An 18,117-nucleotide genomic window follows, 5' to 3' on the forward strand; every position below is an offset into this window, starting at 1 on the left:
AAAACCGCCTTCGCGAGCAGGCTCGCTCCCACATTGGCATGCGATCACCTGTGGGAGCGAGCCTGCTCGCGAAGGCGCCATCAGCCGCACAACCATTTCCTGCAAAAAAGAATTTCCACCCAGCCCTATCACTTTTCCAATCTCGTCCGGCACACAGGCAATTGAGAAATATTTCCATTCAGGAGCCGCCGTATGTCCCGTTCGCCAGACACCTTGTTGCGCCCCAGTCTGCTGGCTTTTGCCATCGCTTTCGGCACGCCGCTGATCAGCAGCCCGTTGCTCGCCGCTGAGCAAGCGTCCAGCGTGCGCGCCTACAACCTGCCGGCGGCGCCGCTGTCGACCACCCTGAACCAGATCGCCAGCCAGGGCGGCCTCGCCCTGTCGCTCAATCCTGCGCTGGCCGCCGGCAAAACCTCGGCGCCGGTCAACGGCCAGTACGACGCCGCCGGCGCCCTGCGCGCGGCTTTGCGCGGCACCGGTCTGCAACTGGAACAGAGCAGCGCCGGCACTTACACCCTGGTGGCCGTGCCGGAAGGCACGCTGGCCCTGCCGGAAACTTCGGTCATCGGCGTGGAAAACTTCGAAAGCGCCTGGGGCCCGGTCGAAGGCTACACCGCGACTCGCACCGCCGCCGGCACCAAGACCGACACTGCGCTGGTCGAAGCACCGCGTTCGATTTCGGTGGCGACCCGCCAGCAAATGGACGACCGCAGCGTGCACAGCCTCGATGACGCCGTGCGCTACATGCCGGGCATCACCGCCAGCAGCTACGGCAGCGACACCCGTGCCGACTGGCTGCGCGTACGCGGTTTCGAGCCGACCCAGTTCCTCGATGGCCTGCCGCTGCCCAAAGGCGTGTACGCCAACCCGAAACAGGAAACCTGGAACCTCGACCGCCTCGCCCTGCTGCGTGGCCCGGCTTCGTCGGTGTACGGCCAGACCCCGCCGGGCGGTTTGCTCGACATGGTCAGCCGCCGCCCGAGCGCTGAAGCCAGCAGCGAAATCCAGTTGCAATACGGCAGCGACAATCACCGCCAGATCAACTTCGCCAGCACCGGCAAGATCGATGAGGCCGGGCAGTTTCTCTATGGCCTCAGCGGCGTGGTGCGCGACAGCGGCACCCAGGTCGACCACGTCGACAACAAGCGCTACAACATCGCGCCGAGCCTGACCTGGAACATCGACGACGACACCAAACTCACCCTGCTGAGCCAGTTCACCCGCGATGACACCGGCATCACCAGCCAGTTTCTGCCGATCCAAGGCACGAAGATCAAATCGCCGCTCGGTGATATTTCCCATCACAAGAATCTCGGCGATCCGGATTGGGAATACTACGACCGCACCTACTACGCGCTGGGTTATGCCTTCGAACATCGGTTGAACGATGTCTGGCAGTTCAAGCAGAACCTGCGCTACACCAAGTCGGACCTGTCGTTCCAGTCGCTGACCCCCGGTTCCTACCCGTTCACCACCGTGGATGCAGAGGGCAACGTCGGCCGCACCAGCACCAGCGTCGACGAAGACATCAGCCAGTTCGCCGTGGACAACAACTTCCAGGCCGACTTCGCCACGGGCAACATTCGCCACACCTTGCTGCTGGGTCTGGATCACCAGCGCAGCAACACCAACTACACCTCGATTTTTGGCGATGGTCTGCAAACCAACGTCATCAACCCGATCTACGGCCAGCCGATCGTACGTCCAGCACGCTCCACCGCGTTTTACGACTACAACCAGAAGACCTACCAGACCGGCCTCTACGTGCAGGACCAAATGGCTCTCGATCAGTGGCGCCTGACCCTCGGCGGCCGTGAAGACTGGGTGCACACCAGCACTGAATTCTTCAACAAGGGCGATGCGACCAACACCCAGCGTGACAAGAAATTCAGCGGCAACGCGGCGCTCAGTTACGTCTTCGATAACGGCTTCGTGCCGTACCTGTCCTACGCCGAATCGTTCCAGCCGACCACGGGCGCCGATGCCACCTCGACCGGCTCGCTCAAGCCAACCGAAGGCAAGCAATGGGAATTGGGAATCAAGTACCAGCCTCCGGGCAGCAAGACCCTGCTGACCGCCGCCGTGTATGACCTGACCCAGAAGAACGTCGCGGTGAACACCTTCGTCAACAACGTTTCGGTGACCAGCCAGACCGGCGAAGTGAAGGTCAAAGGCCTGGAACTCGAAGCGGTGTCGGATGTGACCGACAACCTCAAAGTCATCGCCGCCTACACCCTGGCCAAATCCGAAGTGCAGAAAGGCGTCGACAAGGGCAATCGTCTGCAACTGATGCCCAACCAACAAGCCTCGCTGTGGACCGACTACACCTGGCACGCCGGCGTGCTCGACGGTTTCGGTATCGGTGCCGGCGTGCGCTACACCGGCAACACCTACGGCGACAAGGCCAACACCTGGCTGGGCAAGGCTGACGCCTACACCGTGTTCGACGCCAGCGTGCATTATGATCTCGGCCGTCTGGACAACAGCCTCAAAGGTGCGTCGCTGGCGGTGAATGCGACCAACCTGTTCGACAAGGACTACATTTCCACCTGCGACAGCTTCTACTGCTACTACGGCGACCAGCGCAGTGTCGTCGCCAGCGCCACTTACAAGTGGTAAGCCAGTGAGCTGAAACAGGCCCTGTTCCCAGGCCGTCCGTACCGGGCGGCTTTGGTGTTTTTGAAGGTCATGCAATGAAAAGTAAAACCATCCGCCGCTGGTCGTTCATCCACACCTGGACCAGCCTGATCTGCACGGTGTTTCTGCTGATGCTGGCGCTGACCGGTCTGCCGCTGATTTTCAGCCACGAGATCGATCACGCGCTGGGCAACGCCCCGGAGCTGCGCGAGATGCCGGCCGACACGCCGCAACTCGACCTGCAGCAACTGGTCGATGCCGCGCAGAAACATCGCCCGGGCGAAGTCATGCAGTACTTCGGTTATGACGACGAAGAGCCGAACGCGGCGTTCGCGATCATGGCCAGGACTGCCGACACCGAGCCGAACTCTTCGCACACCTTCATGCTCGATGCTCGCACTGGCGAAGCGCTGGAAACCCCTTCGGCCAACGGTGGTTTGATGCTGTTCATCCTGCGTCTGCACGTCGACATGTTCGCCGGGCTGCCGGGCAAGCTGCTGCTGGCGTTCATGGGGCTGCTGTTTGTCGTGGCGATCGTCTCCGGCACGGTGCTGTACCTGCCGTTCATGCGCCGCTTGAAATTTGGCACCGTGCGCCAGGACAAGTCGACAAGACTGCGCTGGCTCGATCTGCACAACCTGATCGGCGTCGTCACTTTGACCTGGTGCCTGGTGGTGGGCGTGACCGGGGTGATCAGCGCCTGCGCCGACCTGCTCATCGCCGCCTGGCGCAACGACGCGCTGACCACCCTGATCGCGCCGTATCGCGATGCGCCGCCGCTGACTCAACTGGCGCCGGCCACGCGGCTGCTCGACATCGCCGAGGAAGTCGCACCGGGGATGAAACCGGATTTCATCGCCTTCCCCGGCACACGCTTTTCCAGCGAGCACCATTACTCGGTATTCATGAAGGGCGGCACGCACCTGACCTCGCACCTGCTGACGCCGGTGCTGATCGACGCCACGACGCTGCAAGTCACCGCCGTGGCCGAACGGCCGTGGTACATGGACGCCATGGGCATGTCGCAACCGCTGCACTTTGGTGACTACGGCGGCATGCCGATGAAGATTCTCTGGGCGACGCTGGATGTGCTGACGATCATCGTGCTGGCCAGTGGCGTTTATCTTTGGGTAGTGCGGCGCAAGGCGGCCAAGCCTGTTCTGGAAACGGCGGAGGCCTCGGCATGAAGCCGCGTCAGTCGAGTTTCTGGAAGGTTTTCAGCACACCGATCGTGATCGCCTTGCTCAGTGCGGCGGGGCTGTTTGCGGCGTTGCTGGGGGATGGAATCTGGGATGCGTTGAGCTGGGTCGGGCTTGGCGTGCCGGCATTTCTGGCGATAAGAGGTTTTCTGCCGCGAAGCTGAGAATCCCTTGTGGGAGCGAGCCTGCTCGCGAAAGCGCCCGGACATTCAACATCAAAGTCGACTGTCCGACGCCTTCGCGAGCAGGCTCGCTCCCACATGGGTTCTGCGCCGGACGCGAGCAGGCTATGCTGCCCGATCATTGTCCTGATCGAGACCTTGCCATGTCCGCCCCCAGCATGACCCTGTACCACAACACCCTGTCGCCCTTTGTCCGCAAAGTCATGGTGCTGCTGCACGAAACCGGTCAGCAGGATCGTGTCGCGCTGCAGGACTGCGTGCTCAGCCCGGTCAGCCCGAACCCGGCGCTGATTGCCGACAACCCGCTGAGCAAGATCCCCGCCCTGCGCCTGGCCGACGGCAATGTCATCCATGACAGCCGCGTCATCCTCGAATACCTCGATCAGCAGCACGTCGGCAATCCGCTGATCCCCCGTGAAGGTGCGGCGCGCTGGCGGCGCCTGACCCTGGCGTCGATGGCTGACGGGATCATGGATGCCTCGGTGATGGTGCGTTATGAAACTGTGCTGCGCCCGGTGGAAAAACACTGGGACGAATGGCTCGACGCCCAGCGCGACAAGATCCGCCGCGCCCTCGCCGTGCTGGAGAACGAAGCGATTGCCGAGCTGACCAGCCATTTCGATGTCGCGGCGATCAGCGTGGCCTGCGCACTGGGCTATCTGGATCTGCGTTTCCCGGACATGGACTGGCGTGCAGCCAATCCGCAACTGGCCAACTGGTATTTTGAAGTGAGTCAGCGACCGTCCATGGTGGCGACAATGCCCAAGCCCTGATTCTGCGGCGCCTGATCTGCCCCCATCGCTGGCAAGCCAGCTCCCACATTGAATCGGGACAGACCGCTGACCTGTGTGTCGGCATATATCATGTGGGAGCTGGCTTGCCAGCGATGGCACCACCTCGGTTCTGGCGGCAGCGCTGCAACAATCAGCGTCAGCAGAACCGCCACTTCCCTGCGCTCAGCTCGCAACCCGCTCATTGCATCGCCTCCACATCAAACTCCAGCGGCTTGGCCGGTTTCAAACCAATCCCGTACCAGTCCAGTTTGCGCGTCAGCACCATGAACACCCCGAGCAGACCGAACAGCATCAGCGAGCCCATCAACAGCGCGTAATCCTCGGCGCTGAGCAAGCCGTACAGCAGGCCATACAGCGCCGCCAGCCCGGCCGAAAAACTCAAGCCATGCCGCGCGCTGCGCAGGACGTGGCTGACATAGAAGCCGATCAGCAACACACAGCCACTGGCCGACAACAGATACGCCAGCGCAAAACCGATGTGTTCCGACAGTGACAACAGCAGCAGGTAAAAGAACGCCAGCGCAACACCGACCAAGGCATATTGCACCGGGTGCACCGCCAGGCTCTTGAGCACTTCGAAGAGGAAGAAACCGGCGAAGGTCAGGACGATGAACAGCAGCGCGTATTTGATCGCCCGATCGCTCTTCAGGTACTGATCCACCGGATCGATGAAGCTGACGCCGAAGCTGCGCCCGTTGAGTGCATCACAGTCGCCAGCGACGCAGCGCTCCATCGCCTCTTGCAGGTTGGTGGAGAAAAACGAGGTCTGCCAGTCGGCGCTGAAACCCTGATCGTTGATCTCGCGCTTGGCCGGCAGGAAGTTGCCGACGAAGCTGGGGTGCGGCCAGTTGGCGGCGAGGCTGACGCTGCTGGTCTTGCCCACCGGCACCACGCGCAGCGAGCCGGTGCCCTGCAGACGCAGGTCGAAGCCGAAGGTCAACTGCGTGGCTTTGCTGGCGTCCAGTGCCGGTAGCGTCACGTGTACGCCCTCGCCGATCCAGGCCACTTCGCTGCCTGGCACGAAGTCCAGTTGCTGGCCGCCGAGCTCGAGTTTCAGCGCGTTCTCGATGCCGCGAATATCGCTGATCCCCACAGCCAGGAACGGCGCATCAAACTGATAATCGGCAAAATTTTCCTTGATGCCCAACTGCGCCGGCAGGGAAAAATGCCCGTCGATACGGTTATCGGCGTGAAACAGCCGCGCCTCGTAAATACCGCGTTTGCGCAGCTCGGTCTGCACCTGGCCATCGAGCTCGAAACGCTCCGGCAGAAAGTACAGACGCCCGCGCGCTTCGCTGACTTCTTCGTAGCGCTTGTTGGTTTTTTCATTGGTCTTCCAGGTGCGCACCACCTTGCGATACGGCACCACCATCACCGGTCCGGTCAGCTGCTGGCTGTAACTGGAGCTGCGCGCGATGTCTTCGAGCACACCGTCGCGCAGTTGCTGACGCTCATCGATGATGCCGTCGATCATCAGCAAGGGGATCAGCAACAGCAGGATCAGCAAGGCGATCGCGCCGAGTTTGATGGTCAGATTCTTGTTCATGGGACTCTCCCTGTTTGGATGGGAAGAGTCTGGGGATGCGCTGTGGTGGGAGTGTGGGGGGAATATGGAGATTGTGTGGAGAATGCATTCTCCTGTGGGAGCGAGCCTGCTCGCGAAGGCAGCAACTGGGTCTCACGGCAAGCGCAATACCACCTCAACCCCGCCCTCGACATTGCCAATGCGCATCACCCCGCCATGCAACTTGACCACTTCTTCAACGAAGTTCAGCCCCAGCCCGGTGCTTTTGCGTCCGCTGTCCGGGCGCGGCAACGAGTAGAAGCGTTCGGTCAGGCGCGGCAAGGCGTAATCGGGAATCGGCGTGGTCTGGTTGAACAGGCGGAACTCGACCTGTTCGCCAACCCGCTCGGCGCTCAAGCGCAACAGCCCCTGCGTCGGTGTGAAATCCAACGCGTTTTCCAGCAGATTGCCCAACGCCTGCCGCAGCAGAAACGGCTCGCCAATCAACAGCAGATCCTCGCCGATCGCTTGCTCGACACGCAGTTGTTTGCCCTCGATCCGCGCGGCCTGCGCCTTGAGCAGTTCTGCGACCAACAGCGCCAGCGGCACTGCCACCCGTTCTTCCAGCCCTTGGCGCTGTTCGACTTGCGCCAGGTTGAGCAGGCGCTCGATCAGCTGCTGCATCCGCGCGCTCTCGCTGTCGATGTTGCTGACAAAGCGCAAACGCTGGACGGCCGGCATCTCGCTTTGCAGCAACTCCGCCGCACCCCGGATCGCCGCCAGCGGACTTTTCAATTCATGGGTCAGGGTGTGCACATAACGCTCGACGTAGGCCTTGCCTTCGAGCTGCGTGCGCATCTGCTCGACCGCAGTCGCCAGTTGCTCCAGTTCGCCGCCGCGATAATGCGGCACTTCCACGCGCCGGCCTTCGCTGACCGCTTGGGCATAACCGGTCAAACGGTGCAGCGCGCGGCTGAGCCACCATGAGAGCAAGGCGCCGAACAGCAGACCGAGGCCGATCAGTCCGGCGCCGTAAAACAGCAAACGCCGCTCGGTGCGATCGACGTAGGGTTGCAACGAACTGTTGGGCTTGGCCACGGTGACCACGCCGATGATCCTGCCGTTGTCGCGGATCGGCGCACCGACGTGCATCACCGACGAGCTCGGATCGTCAGGAACACTGCGGCTGGAGCGCGCGCCGTACTCGCCACGCAGGGTCAGGTAGACGTCGTTCCAGCGCGAATAATCCTGGCCGACCGCGACGCCGCTGGAGTCGAGCACGACGATGCCCTTGGCGTCGGTGACGTAGATGCGGTGGTTGACCTGATTTTTCGGCAAACCCCAGATCGTCGCTTGCGGCTGCCGCTCGCCATAGGCGCGGAGCAATTGCGGCCAGCGGTTCTCGCTGAGGGTGCCGGCCTTGAAATCGTCGCGCAGGATTTCTGCCATCAGGTTGGCAGTGTCCACCAGCGTCTCTTCGGTGGACTGACGCACGCCGGGGCGGATTTCTTCCATCACCGTGTTGAGGACGAAATAGCCGGTCAGGCCGACAAACAGCACGTACACCAGAAAAATCCGCAGCCCCAGCGACATCAGCTGTGCCCCGGGCTGTAGCTGTAACCGAGGCCGCGATGGGTCTGGATCGGCTCGGCCTCGGCGCGCACCAGGCGCAACTTGGCGCGCAGGCTTTTGATGTGGCTGTCGATGCTGCGCTCGTAACCGGCATCGGCCGCTACGCCCAGCGCATCGAGCAATTGCTCGCGGCTGAACACCCGCTCAGGTTGTTCGAGCAGGCATTGCAGCAGACGAAATTCATGGCGGGTCAGGCTCAGCGGCTGGCCGCGATAGCTGATCTGCACGCGTTCGGCATCGATGCGAAACAGCGTTGAGCCTGCTTCCAGGGTTGGCCGCGGCGCCATGCGTTTGAGGATAGCTTTGACCCGCGCGGCCACTTCACGCGGGCTGAACGGCTTGACCACGTAATCGTCGGCACCGATCTCCAGGCCCACCACGCGGTCGATCTCGGCGTCGCGGGCGCTGAGAAACAGCACCGGCACTTCCGTGAAGCGCCGCAGTTGCTTGCAAGTCTCGAAGCCGCTGATGTCCGGCAAACCGATATCGAGAATGATCAGGTCGGCCGGCGTCTGCCGCTGATGCTCCAGCGCCGCCGCGCCGAGGTTCAGCCACGTGGTGCTGAACCCCTCGCCCTGCAAGGCAAAAATCAGTGTGTCGGCTATTGCCGCTTCGTCTTCGACAATCAGGATGTGCGGCATGGCGTCCGAGCCCGTGGCAGTTAGTGCGCGAACGGTGCCCCAAGCCCGGGGTTACGTCAATCAGACCACTTAGCAGTCAGGCTTGTCGGCGGTGTAACGCCGCGCCGGGTTGACCGCCGCGCCGAACTCGCGCAAGGCCTTGGCGCCGATCAGCAGCGGATAGTTGAAGTGGCTGCGGTCGGTCAGGTTGACCTCGACGGTGCGCTTGACGTTGCCCAGGCAAAGTTCCAGATCGACCACCGGGCGCTTGGCGACATCGCTGCTGTCGCGCTCTTCATCGTCCTCGTCGGAACGGCTTTTGATCTTGCTGATCCGCGCGACCTTGTGCTCGAAAACCTTGTTGCTGGCGTCCTTGGTGGCGAGGCGAAAACGCACCCAGTCGTCGCCATCACGGGTGAAGGTCTCGATGTCCTTGGCCGACAGCGAGGCGGTCAGCGCGCCAGTGTCCATCTTGGCCTTGAGCACTTCGCCACCGATTTCCGGCAGCGCGATGTATTCGTAGCGACCGTACAGCGTCGGCTCAGCGGCCATTACCGGCAGCGCGACGAGGGCAAACAGAGCAAGGAGGGATTTCACGTAAGGGGCTTCCTTGGAAATTGAGGGCGGCGGACTGGAGTTTTAGACACGCGCCGAGTTATTCGTTCGCTTCGGTCCTCTTCGCGAGCAGGCTCGCTCCCACATTTGAAATGCATTCCCCTGTGGGAGCGAGCCTGCTCGCGAAGAGGCCAGTGCATTCAGATCCAATCTTGAGCGAAGCATACCCGGCAAAAAGTGAAACATTCGTCAGCGCCGATTTGGCCTGTCGCGCGAAGCTGCTTATCATGGCTCGCCCCTGCCACTTCATAGAGTTGCTTATGCGCCGCCTGCTCACCGGCTGTTTCGTCACCCTGCTGCTGTTGCTCAACACCCTGATCCTGATCGGGCCATTGATGGTGTTTGCCCTGCTCAAACTGGTCGCACCCGGGCGCTGGCGGGATTACGCATCGGGGGCGGTGATGTGGATTGCCGAGACCTGGGCCGAGATCGACAAGCTGATCTTCCGGCTGTGCATCCCGACGCAATGGGACATTCGCGGCGGCGACGATCTGCGCCGCGACACGTCCTATCTGGTGGTCAGCAACCATCAATCGTGGGTCGACATTCCAGCACTGATCCAGACCCTCAACCGACGCACGCCGTTCTTCAAGTTCTTCCTGAAGAAAGAGCTGATCTGGGTGCCGTTCCTCGGCTTGGCGTGGTGGGCGCTGGATTACCCGTTCATGAAGCGCTACACCAAAGCCTTTCTGGCAAAGAACCCCGAGCTGGCAGGCAAGGATCTGGAAATCACCAAAGCGGCGTGCGAGCTGTTCAAGCGCCAGCCGGTGACGGTGGTGAATTATCTGGAAGGCACGCGCTACACCCTGGCTAAAAGCACCCAGCAGGAATCACCGTTCAGCCACCTGCTCAAACCCAAGGCCGGCGGCGTGGCGTTCGTGCTGGCGGCGATGGGCGAACAGCTCGACGCGATGCTCGATGTGACGGTGGTGTATCCGCAGGAAAAAATCCCGGGCTTCTGGGACCTGATCAGCGGCAACGTGCCGCGAGTGATCATCGACATCAGGACCCGCGAACTCGACCCGACGCTGTGGCAGGGCGATTACGAGAAGGATCCGGCCTTTCGCCAACACGTCCAGAACTGGGTCAACCAGCTCTGGACCGAGAAGGATCAGCGCATCGTCGAGCTGCGCAACGAGCGCGGCTGACTCAAGTGCCGGTGCCGGTGCCGGTGCCCCAGATGCTGCCCAGGCTGCTCAACAGCGAACCACCGACGCCCTGCTGACCGAGATATTGCAGCAACACCGGAGCAAACTGGCCGATCATGCCGCTGTCCATGCCCAGCGCGCTGAACGCGTTGTTCAGGTCGTTAGTGTCTTTGACATTGCCCAGCGCATTTTCAAGACCTGCGGACTTGCCGGACGAACCGAGCAAAGCCCCGAGCGCCGCCAGATTGCCGCTGCCACCGGACAGTTTGTCGATGCCCGGCACTTCCTTGGCCAGTTGCGAGTAGTCGGTGCTGCTCAACTGATTCTTCGCCAGCCCGAGCATCGCACTGGTACCGCCAACAGCCTGCTCCGGCGTGACGTCCAGCGCACTCAGCGCACTCAACAAACCAGCGGTCTCCGAGGTCGGCGCCGCAGCGGCCGCCTTGTCACCATCCTGCATCCCCGCTACCGCACCGGCCACGTCGTTCAAACTGAACCCGGCAAACACCGGCCCGGCCGCCAGAGTCAGGAGCGATGCCAGGGCAAAACCGCGTGAAATCTTCATTCAGACATCCTCTTGTGGAAAAGCTGCCACCGGACAACGGCGACGAAACTGCCGATTTGACCGGGTATTGGGCGGCATGTTCCTCGCGGCGCATCCCCTTCTCTACGCGCTCACCTAAATGAATTGTTCAATCGTTGAATAGCCACTTCACTATTCGACTTCACACTGAAAACCCGACTATTTATTTCGATTGGAACTAACCAACTGTCAGATCTGACAGTTGGCAGTCATAACGATGCAAGTGAATATCTCCACTCCAATTACGTAACGGAGTACGAAAAGATGAAGTTGAAAATTGTCACTGGCGCCCTGCTTGGTCTGACCATGATGAGTACTGCCTATGCTGCAACCTGCCCAACGATATCAGTGACTCATGCGCAAGGCGCCGAAGATGTAACCTTCACTTCTGCCCGACTTAAAGATAAAGACACTGCTAATTCAGTTGTCATCTGCCGATACGAAGGTGAGGCAGACCTTGGCGTCTCGGCTGGCTACAGAAACGACACTCCGGTTCAAGCCACCGGTAGCAATTGGAATGGTGATGAGTGTGCGACCAAGGATGGTGACGCCCGCAAATGCGCCTTTAAATAACTGATCGTGTTCAGAACAAAAAAGGGCAGCCCGATCGGCTGCCCTTCTTACATGGGTAGAACTTACGCCGCACTGAACAACTTATGCGGATCAATCACAAACTTCTTCGGCACGCCCGCATCGAACTCGCCGTAACCTTCTGGCGCCTGATCGAGGCTGATCACTTGCACGCCGACCACTTCGGCAATGTTGATGCGGTCCCACATGATCGCCTGCATCAACTGGCGGTTGTACTTCATCACTGGAGTCTGGCCGGTGTGGAAGCTGTGGGATTTGGCCCAGCCCAAGCCGAAGCGGATGCTCAGGCTGCCCATTTTCGCCGCGGCGTCGACGGCGCCCGGATCTTCGGTGACGTACAGGCCGGGGATACCGATCTTGCCGGCAACGCGCACCACGCCCATCAGTGAGTTGAGCACCGTGGCCGGGGCTTCGGCCTTGACGCCGTCGTGGCCGTGGCCGCGTGCTTCAAAGCCAACGCAGTCCACCGCGCAATCGACTTCCGGCTCGCCCAGCAGCGCGGCGATCTGTTCGTGCAGCGGGGTGTCTTTGGACAGGTCGACGACCTCAAAGCCCTGGGCCTTGGCGTGGGCCAGGCGGATGGTGTTGACGTCGCCGACAATCACCACCGCAGCACCGAGCAAACGTGCGGAAGCGGCAGCGGCCAGGCCGACCGGACCGGCGCCGGCGATGTACACGGAGCTGCCCGGGCCAACACCGGCAGTAACCGCGCCGTGATAGCCGGTCGGGAGGATGTCGGAGAGGCAGGTCAGGTCGCGGATTTTCTCCATGGCCTTGTCGCGATCCGGCAGTTTCAGCAGGTTGAAGTCGGCGTACGGCACCAGCACGTATTCAGCCTGGCCACCGGTCCAGTCGCCCATGTCGACGTAACCGTATGCGCCGCCGGCACGGGCCGGGTTGACGGTCAGGCAGACGCCGGTGTGTTGCTCCTTGCAGGAACGGCAGCGCCCGCAAGCCACGTTGAACGGAACGGAGACCAAATCGCCGATCTTCAGGTTTTCGACGTCGGAGCCCTTTTCGATCACCTCGCCGGTGATCTCATGGCCCAGCACCAGACCGGTCTGCGCCGTGGTCCGGCCGCGCACCATATGCTGGTCGGAGCCGCAGATGTTGGTGGAAACCACTTTGAGAATGACCCCATGCTCGATCTTGCGACCGCGCGGGTCCTGCATTTTCGGGTAGTCGATTTTCTGTACTTCGACCTTGCCAGCGCCGAGATACACCACACCACGATTGCCAGACATGCTTTCACCTCGCTGTTGTTTTTATGGAACTGCGTTGCCCCGGTTGGGCAGCGCGTTGAGTGCTCGGGTATTGCTTGTTGGTCTTGCGTTGTTTGTTACGGCCCCTTCGCGAGCAGGCTCGCTCCCACATTGGAATGCATACCCTGTGGGAGCGAGCCTGCTCGCGAAAGCGATCTAGAGAACGACGGTTCTGTTGGCGTTCAAAAAAACTCGTCTTTCGATGTGATACCCAACCGCCCGCGCCAAGGTCAGGCCTTCGATATCCCGCCCTTTGGCAATCAGATCCTCGGGGTAATGACTGTGATCCACCGCCTCGACGCCCTGGGCGATGATCGGCCCCTCGTCGAGGTCGTTGTTGATGTAATGCGCCGTCGCGCCCACCAGTTTCACGCCCTTGTTGTAAGCCTGGTGATAAGGCTTGGCGCCCTTGAAGCCCGGCAACAGCGAGTGATGAATGTTGATCGCCTTGCCGTCGAGCTTGCGGCACAGCTCCGGCGATAGCACCTGCATGTAGCGGGCGAGGATCACCAGTTCGGCACCGGCATCTTCGATCACCTGCCAGACCTGACGCTCCTGCGCCGGCTTGTCGTTGGGGTCGAGAGGGAAATGGTAGTAGGGAATCTGGTGCCAGTCGGCCAACGGCTTGAGATCCGGATGGTTGGACACCACCGCCGCCACGTCCATCGACAACTGGCCGATGCGCTGGCGATAGAGCAAGTCGTTGAGGCAGTGATCGGCCTTGGAGACCATGATCACCACTTTCGGCCGGTAGTTCGGCGCGGTCAGCTCAAAGAGCATGCCGAACGCCTGCCCGCGCTCGGCCAGCCCGGCGCGGAAGGATTGTTCGTCGAAGCCGTCGGGCTGACGGAATTCCACGCGGATGAAAAAGCGCCCCGAGAGGCGGTCATCGAACGAATGGTGCTCGGTGACATAACAGCCCTGCTCGAACAGAAAACGCGTGACCGCGTCCACCGTGCCGAGGACGCTGGGGCAGTCGGCGGTCAGAATCCATGTGTCTGGGGCGCGGCTCATGGTGCGGTGACTCCTGTTCGTTGTGCGGGGTGTCAGGTTTTTCCCTCACCCTAGCCCTCTCCCAGAGGGAGAGGGGACTGACCGAGTTGTTTTCTCGTATTACGCCGACCTGAAATATCCCGTCGAACTCAGGCTCGAAAAACACACAAATCTGCTCCCTTTCCCCCTCTCCCCCTCAGGGGGAGAGGGCTGGGGTGAGGGGGTGGCTTTTGATCTTCAGGCCTGAACGCTCAGCCCGTACTCGGCCGAAGCATCCTGCAACCACAACCACCAGTAATCCGAGAAACTGCGCCGGATCAGCAGTTCCCAGGTGTCTTCGGCGGTATGACGAATCATCAACTGCGACTTGGCGAACACCGTGCCCACCGCTTTGCCGACCGGGAAGTTGTTCGGGTGCACGTCGTAGCTGGTCGACTTCATCAGCACCTGACGCACGTTCGGGCCGCTTAATTCGAGAATCTGCTGGCCGCCGCTGACGTTCACGATAGCAATGTGCAGATCGCCCAGCGCTTCGCGCAGTTTCTGCTCGGCGGCGAATTCCTCACCGCTTGGCACGATCAGCAGCCACTCGTCCGGGCCCATCCATTGCAGGCTGGTTTCGCCTTTGACGATTACGCTCAGCGCACCGGGCAATTCAATGCCAAGCGCCTTGTGCACACCGGCCGCGAATGCGGCATCGTGGCCATCGCCACGAATAGTCAGGTGGCCGAGGAGTTTCTTTTCCCGCACGATCACGCCGGCGTTCTTGCGGCCCTTGCCGACCAGGCTGGCGAGGTCGGCATGGTGCAGCGACGATTCGGCCTTGGCGCCAGTGGTCGGGCGTTGTTGGTAAACATTGGCTGTGGTCATAAAGCACCTTCTGAATTCTGTTGGTTCCTGTGGTTGCTGTGCCGCCGCCTTCGCGAGCAGGCTCGCTCCCACAGGGGAACGCGATCGAATGTGGGAGCGAGCCTGCTCGCGAATAGCCGCCCGCCCACCGCTCCCGAGGTTGTCAGATGTTCTGCCGATCACCCTTCGGATCGAAGAACACCGAAGAAACGATTTCCGCCTCGATCACGCTGCCATCGGCCAGGGGTGCGAACACCCGCTCGCCCATGCGCTTGAGACCGCCCTTGACCACACCCATGGCAAACGAGTAACCGAGGGAGTTGTGCGCGTAGCTGGAGGTCACGTGGCCGACCATGGTCATCGGGATCGCCTGTTTGGTGTTGAACACCAGTTGTGCACCTTCCGGCAGCCATTTGGTCGGATCGATCGGCTTGAGGCCCACCAGTTGTTTGCGCTGATCCTTGACGCAATCTTCCCGGTTCATGCCGCGCTGGCCGATCCACGAGAACGGTTTGCTGCGACCGACACACCAGCCCATGTTCAGGTCGTCCGGGGTCATCGAGCCGTCGGTGTCTTGGCCGACGATGATGAAACCCTTCTCGGCCCGCAGCACGTGCATGGTTTCGGTGCCGTACGGCGTCAGGTTGTACTGCTTGCCGGCCTCGACGATTTTCTCCAGCACGCCCATCGCATAATCGGCCTGCACGTTGACTTCGTACGACAGCTCACCGGTGAACGAGATACGGAACACCCGCGCCGGCACGTCGCCGACCAGACCTTCTTTCCAGGTCATGAACGGGAACGCTTCGTTGCTCAGATCAATGTCGGTCACGGCGCTGAGCAGCTTGCGGCTGTTCGGCCCGGACAGGGTCATGGTCGCCCAGTGGTCGGTGACCGAAGTGAAGTACACCTTCATATCCGGCCATTCGGTCTGGTGGTACAGCTCCAGCCATTGCAGCACGCGAGCCGCGCCGCCGGTCGTGGTGGTCATGACGAAATGGTTGTCGGCCAGGCAAGCCGTCACACCGTCGTCGAAGACCATACCGTCTTCTTTGCACATCAAACCATAGCGAGCCTTGCCCACGTCGAGCTTGGTCCAGGCGTTGGTGTACACGCGGTTGAGAAACTCGCGGGCATCCGGGCCTTGAATGTCGATCTTGCCGAGGGTCGAAGCATCGAGCAGGCCAACGCTGTCGCGCACGGCTTTGCATTCGCGCTTGACCGCCGCGTGCAGGTCTTCACCGTTTTTCGGGAAGTACCAGGGACGCTTCCACTGACCGACGTCTTCAAACTCGGCGCCGTTCTTCACATGCCAGGCATGCAGCGCGGTGTAGCGCACCGGTTCGAAGATGTGCCCGCAGTGTCGACCGGCCACGGCGCCGAAGGTCACCGGCGTGTAGTTCGGACGGAACATGGTGGTGCCCATCTGCGGGATGGTCACGTTCAGCGAACGGGCGGCAATGGCCAGACCGTTGACGTTGCCGAGCTTGCCCTGATCGGTGCCGAAGCCCAGCGCGGTGTAGCGTTTGACGTGCTCGACCGACTCGAAACCTTCACGGGTCGCCAATTCGATACCACCGGCGGTGACATCGTTCTGGAAGTCGACGAATTGCTTCGGTGCACGCGCCGAGTTCTTCTCGTGCGGCACCTGGAACAGCGCCAGGGTCGGCTCTTCGAGACGGCTCAGGGCTTTCGGCAACACGCCTTCGACGGTCTGGAAACCGGCTTCGGCAGCAGCGCGCACGCCACCTTCAAAACCGTCGGCCAGCGAATCGCCGAGCGCGTAGACGCCATTGATGCCACCGACGCACACGCGCTTCTGCGGTGCTTCGCCCGGTACGAAACCGAGAATGTCTTCGCGCCAGACCGGTTTGCCACCGAGGTGCGAAGCCAGGTGAACCACCGGGCTGTAACCACCGGAGCTGGCCACCAGGTCGCAGTCGAGCCATTCGCCCGGACTGGTCACGGCGTGGGCCTTTACGTCAATCGCGGCGACGCGGGCAGCGGTCACACGCTTGCTGCCACGCACTTCGATGACGGCGCTGCCGGTGAGGATGCGAATGCCTTTGGCGCGCGCTTCTTCGACCAATGCACCGCGCGGATTGCTGCGGGCATCAGCGATGGCGACCACTTGCAGACTGGCATCGAGCCAATCCAGAGCGACGCGATAGGCGTGATCGTTGTTGGTCGACAGCACCAGTTTTTTGCCCGGCGCTACGCCATAACGACGCACGTAGGTCGACACCGCGCCGGCTAGCATGTTGCCCGGCACGTCGTTGTTGCCGTACACCAGCGGACGCTCGTGGGCGCCAGTCGCCAGCACCACGCGCTTGGCGCGGACACGGTGGATGCGCTGCCGCACCTGTCCGATCGGCGCGCGGTCACCGAGGTGATCGGTGAGGCGTTCGTGAATGGTCAGGAAGTTGTGGTCGTGGTAACCGTTGACCGTGGCGCGCGGCAACAGCAGCACGTCCGGGGTGTTCTTCAATTCAGCGATGACACTGGCGACCCATTCCATCGCCGGTTTGCCGTCGAGGCTTTCGCGGGAATCAAGCAGGCTGCCGCCGAACTCTTCCTGCTCATCGGCCAGAATCACGCGGGCACCGCTGCGCGCAGCGGCCAGGGCAGCGGCGAGACCGGCCGGGCCAGCGCCGACGATCAGCACGTCGCAGTGCTGGTTCATGTAGTCGTAGGTGTCCGGATCGTTCTCGGTCGGCGAACGGCCGAGGCCGGCAGCCTTGCGGATGTACTTCTCGTAAGTCATCCAGAACGATTGCGGGTACATGAAAGTTTTGTAGTAGAAACCCGGCGGCATCAGCTTGCCGCCGACCTTGCCGAGAATCCCCATCATGTCGTTGTTGACGCTCGGCCAGCCGTTGGTGCTGGTGGCGACCAGGCCCTGATACAACGCCTGTTGCGTGGCGCGCACGTTGGGAATCTGCGTGGCTTCGGTAGCACCGATCTGCAGCACCGCGTTCGGCTCTTCGGAACCAGCCGCGAAGATGCCGCGAGGGCGCGAATACTTGAAGCTGCGGCCGATGATATCGACGCCGTTGGCAATCAGTGCGGCGGCCAGCGAGTCGCCTTCATAGCCTTTGTAGGTCTGGCCGTTGAAGGTGAAGCTCAGCACTTTGTTGCGGTCGATCCGTCCACCGTTGGACAGGCGATTGGTCTGGCTCATACCTTCTCTCCCAGCGCCGTCGTGGCTGTTTTCGCAGTGCCAGCCTTGTCGGTGAATTGCGGCTTCTCGCCGATCTTGTAGCTCTCGAGAATCTCGTAGGTCACGGTATCGCGAGTGACGTTGAAGTACTGGCGGCAACCGGCAACGTGGTCCCACAGTTCGTGGTGCAGACCGCGCGGGTTATCGCGGAAGAACATGTAGTCACCCCACTCTTCATCGGTGCAGGCGTTCGGATCCAGCGGACGCGGGATGTGCGCCTGGCCGGATGCGTGGAATTCCTCTTCAGAGCGCAGTTCGCCGCAGTGAGGACAGAAGATATGCAACATG

Annotated in this window: 16 protein-coding genes; 6 read left to right on the forward strand and 10 right to left on the reverse strand. The window is 61.5% G+C overall.

Features of this window, described 5'->3' with window-relative positions:
• The first annotated feature begins 192 nt into the window (after positions 1 to 192).
• The 4 genes from NF676_RS24875 (at position 193) to NF676_RS24890 (ending at position 4,791) form a co-directional block, all read left to right on the forward strand.
• Positions 193 to 2,619 (forward strand): TonB-dependent siderophore receptor, encoded by a 2,427-nt coding sequence (locus NF676_RS24875; RefSeq protein WP_252886902.1) that lies wholly within the window; start codon positions 193 to 195, stop codon positions 2,617 to 2,619.
• 74 nt (positions 2,620 to 2,693) lie between these two features.
• Positions 2,694 to 3,824 (forward strand): PepSY-associated TM helix domain-containing protein, encoded by a 1,131-nt coding sequence (locus NF676_RS24880; RefSeq protein ID WP_122692409.1) that lies wholly within the window; start codon positions 2,694 to 2,696, stop codon positions 3,822 to 3,824.
• The gene (locus tag NF676_RS24885) at positions 3,821 to 4,000 is read left to right on the forward strand and encodes a hypothetical protein (protein WP_016772844.1); all 180 of its coding nucleotides are present in this window, start codon (positions 3,821 to 3,823) and stop codon (positions 3,998 to 4,000) included. Before NF676_RS24880 ends, NF676_RS24885 begins: the two co-directional genes overlap by 4 nt.
• Positions 4,001 to 4,161: 161 nt before the next feature.
• Positions 4,162 to 4,791: a glutathione S-transferase gene (locus tag NF676_RS24890; RefSeq protein ID WP_095181385.1), complete on the forward strand. Its 630-nt coding sequence runs from the start codon at positions 4,162 to 4,164 to the stop codon at positions 4,789 to 4,791.
• Positions 4,792 to 4,990: 199 nt separating this feature from the next.
• Here the strand turns inward: NF676_RS24890 and creD are convergent, their stop codons facing one another.
• The 4 genes from creD to rloA2 form a co-directional block, all read right to left on the reverse strand.
• A complete protein-coding gene (creD, locus tag NF676_RS24895) occupies positions 4,991 to 6,358 on the reverse strand; it encodes a cell envelope integrity protein CreD (RefSeq protein ID WP_252879011.1) in 1,368 nt (455 codons plus the stop codon).
• 132 nt (positions 6,359 to 6,490) lie between these two features.
• Entirely contained in the window at positions 6,491 to 7,909 is a 1,419-nt protein-coding gene (creC, locus tag NF676_RS24900) for a two-component system sensor histidine kinase CreC (protein WP_252886903.1), read from the reverse strand.
• Positions 7,909 to 8,589, reverse strand: a complete 681-nt coding sequence (gene creB, locus NF676_RS24905; protein ID WP_016772840.1) for a two-component system response regulator CreB — start codon at positions 8,587 to 8,589, stop codon at positions 7,909 to 7,911. Before creB ends, creC begins: the two co-directional genes overlap by 1 nt.
• Positions 8,590 to 8,658: 69 nt before the next feature.
• Positions 8,659 to 9,165, reverse strand: coding sequence for a retropepsin-like aspartic peptidase RloA2 (gene rloA2, locus NF676_RS24910; protein ID WP_041476742.1), 507 nt, complete (start codon positions 9,163 to 9,165; stop codon positions 8,659 to 8,661).
• Between the two features lie 278 nt (positions 9,166 to 9,443).
• Here rloA2 and yihG point away from each other — a divergent pair, with 278 nt between their 5' ends.
• Positions 9,444 to 10,331: a 1-acylglycerol-3-phosphate O-acyltransferase, YihG family gene (gene yihG / locus NF676_RS24915; RefSeq protein ID WP_056786561.1), complete on the forward strand. Its 888-nt coding sequence runs from the start codon at positions 9,444 to 9,446 to the stop codon at positions 10,329 to 10,331.
• A 1-nt stretch (position 10,332) separates the two neighbouring features.
• Here the strand turns inward: yihG and NF676_RS24920 are convergent, their stop codons facing one another.
• On the reverse strand, positions 10,333 to 10,896 hold the full coding sequence (locus NF676_RS24920; protein ID WP_252886904.1) for a DUF2780 domain-containing protein: 564 nt from the start codon (positions 10,894 to 10,896) through the stop codon (positions 10,333 to 10,335).
• 282 nt (positions 10,897 to 11,178) lie between these two features.
• Here NF676_RS24920 and NF676_RS24925 point away from each other — a divergent pair, with 282 nt between their 5' ends.
• Complete coding sequence (locus tag NF676_RS24925; RefSeq protein WP_056786558.1) at positions 11,179 to 11,487, forward strand: hypothetical protein; 309 nt, start codon at positions 11,179 to 11,181, stop codon at positions 11,485 to 11,487.
• Positions 11,488 to 11,549: 62 nt separating this feature from the next.
• On the opposite strand, the gene fdhA is transcribed toward NF676_RS24925, so the two are convergent.
• The 5 genes from fdhA to NF676_RS24950 form a co-directional block, all read right to left on the reverse strand.
• Positions 11,550 to 12,749, reverse strand: a complete 1,200-nt coding sequence (gene fdhA / locus NF676_RS24930) for a formaldehyde dehydrogenase, glutathione-independent (RefSeq protein ID WP_016772834.1) — start codon at positions 12,747 to 12,749, stop codon at positions 11,550 to 11,552.
• Positions 12,750 to 12,923: 174 nt separating this feature from the next.
• Positions 12,924 to 13,781 (reverse strand): formyltetrahydrofolate deformylase, encoded by an 858-nt coding sequence (gene purU, locus NF676_RS24935; protein WP_252886905.1) that lies wholly within the window; start codon positions 13,779 to 13,781, stop codon positions 12,924 to 12,926.
• A 216-nt stretch (positions 13,782 to 13,997) separates the two neighbouring features.
• Positions 13,998 to 14,630, reverse strand: coding sequence for a sarcosine oxidase subunit gamma (locus tag NF676_RS24940; protein WP_041476747.1), 633 nt, complete (start codon positions 14,628 to 14,630; stop codon positions 13,998 to 14,000).
• Positions 14,631 to 14,772: 142 nt separating this feature from the next.
• On the reverse strand, positions 14,773 to 17,790 hold the full coding sequence (locus NF676_RS24945; protein WP_252886906.1) for a sarcosine oxidase subunit alpha: 3,018 nt from the start codon (positions 17,788 to 17,790) through the stop codon (positions 14,773 to 14,775).
• Complete coding sequence (locus NF676_RS24950; protein WP_016772830.1) at positions 17,787 to 18,116, reverse strand: sarcosine oxidase subunit delta; 330 nt, start codon at positions 18,114 to 18,116, stop codon at positions 17,787 to 17,789. The genes NF676_RS24945 and NF676_RS24950 overlap by 4 nt, the downstream gene beginning before the upstream one ends.
• Position 18,117: the final 1 nt, after the last annotated feature.

The sequence above is a fragment of the Pseudomonas siliginis genome (assembly GCF_024072275.1).
Taxonomy (GTDB): Bacteria; Pseudomonadota; Gammaproteobacteria; order Pseudomonadales; family Pseudomonadaceae; genus Aquipseudomonas; species Aquipseudomonas siliginis.

Coding starts and splice junctions, on each gene's coding strand:
- creD (WP_252879011.1), bottom strand. CDS start 6,358: ATGAACAAGAATCTGACCATCAAACTCGGCGCGATCGCCTTGCTGATC.
- NF676_RS24885 (WP_016772844.1), top strand. CDS start 3,821: ATGAAGCCGCGTCAGTCGAGTTTCTGGAAGGTTTTCAGCACACCGATC.
- NF676_RS24890 (WP_095181385.1), top strand. CDS start 4,162: ATGTCCGCCCCCAGCATGACCCTGTACCACAACACCCTGTCGCCCTTT.
- NF676_RS24875 (WP_252886902.1), top strand. CDS start 193: ATGTCCCGTTCGCCAGACACCTTGTTGCGCCCCAGTCTGCTGGCTTTT.
- creC (WP_252886903.1), bottom strand. CDS start 7,909: ATGTCGCTGGGGCTGCGGATTTTTCTGGTGTACGTGCTGTTTGTCGGC.
- NF676_RS24920 (WP_252886904.1), bottom strand. CDS start 10,896: ATGAAGATTTCACGCGGTTTTGCCCTGGCATCGCTCCTGACTCTGGCG.
- NF676_RS24880 (WP_122692409.1), top strand. CDS start 2,694: ATGAAAAGTAAAACCATCCGCCGCTGGTCGTTCATCCACACCTGGACC.
- purU (WP_252886905.1), bottom strand. CDS start 13,781: ATGAGCCGCGCCCCAGACACATGGATTCTGACCGCCGACTGCCCCAGC.
- yihG (WP_056786561.1), top strand. CDS start 9,444: ATGCGCCGCCTGCTCACCGGCTGTTTCGTCACCCTGCTGCTGTTGCTC.
- NF676_RS24940 (WP_041476747.1), bottom strand. CDS start 14,630: ATGACCACAGCCAATGTTTACCAACAACGCCCGACCACTGGCGCCAAG.
- NF676_RS24925 (WP_056786558.1), top strand. CDS start 11,179: ATGAAGTTGAAAATTGTCACTGGCGCCCTGCTTGGTCTGACCATGATG.
- fdhA (WP_016772834.1), bottom strand. CDS start 12,749: ATGTCTGGCAATCGTGGTGTGGTGTATCTCGGCGCTGGCAAGGTCGAA.
- creB (WP_016772840.1), bottom strand. CDS start 8,589: ATGCCGCACATCCTGATTGTCGAAGACGAAGCGGCAATAGCCGACACA.
- NF676_RS24945 (WP_252886906.1), bottom strand. CDS start 17,790: ATGAGCCAGACCAATCGCCTGTCCAACGGTGGACGGATCGACCGCAAC.
- NF676_RS24950 (WP_016772830.1), bottom strand. CDS start 18,116: ATGTTGCATATCTTCTGTCCTCACTGCGGCGAACTGCGCTCTGAAGAG.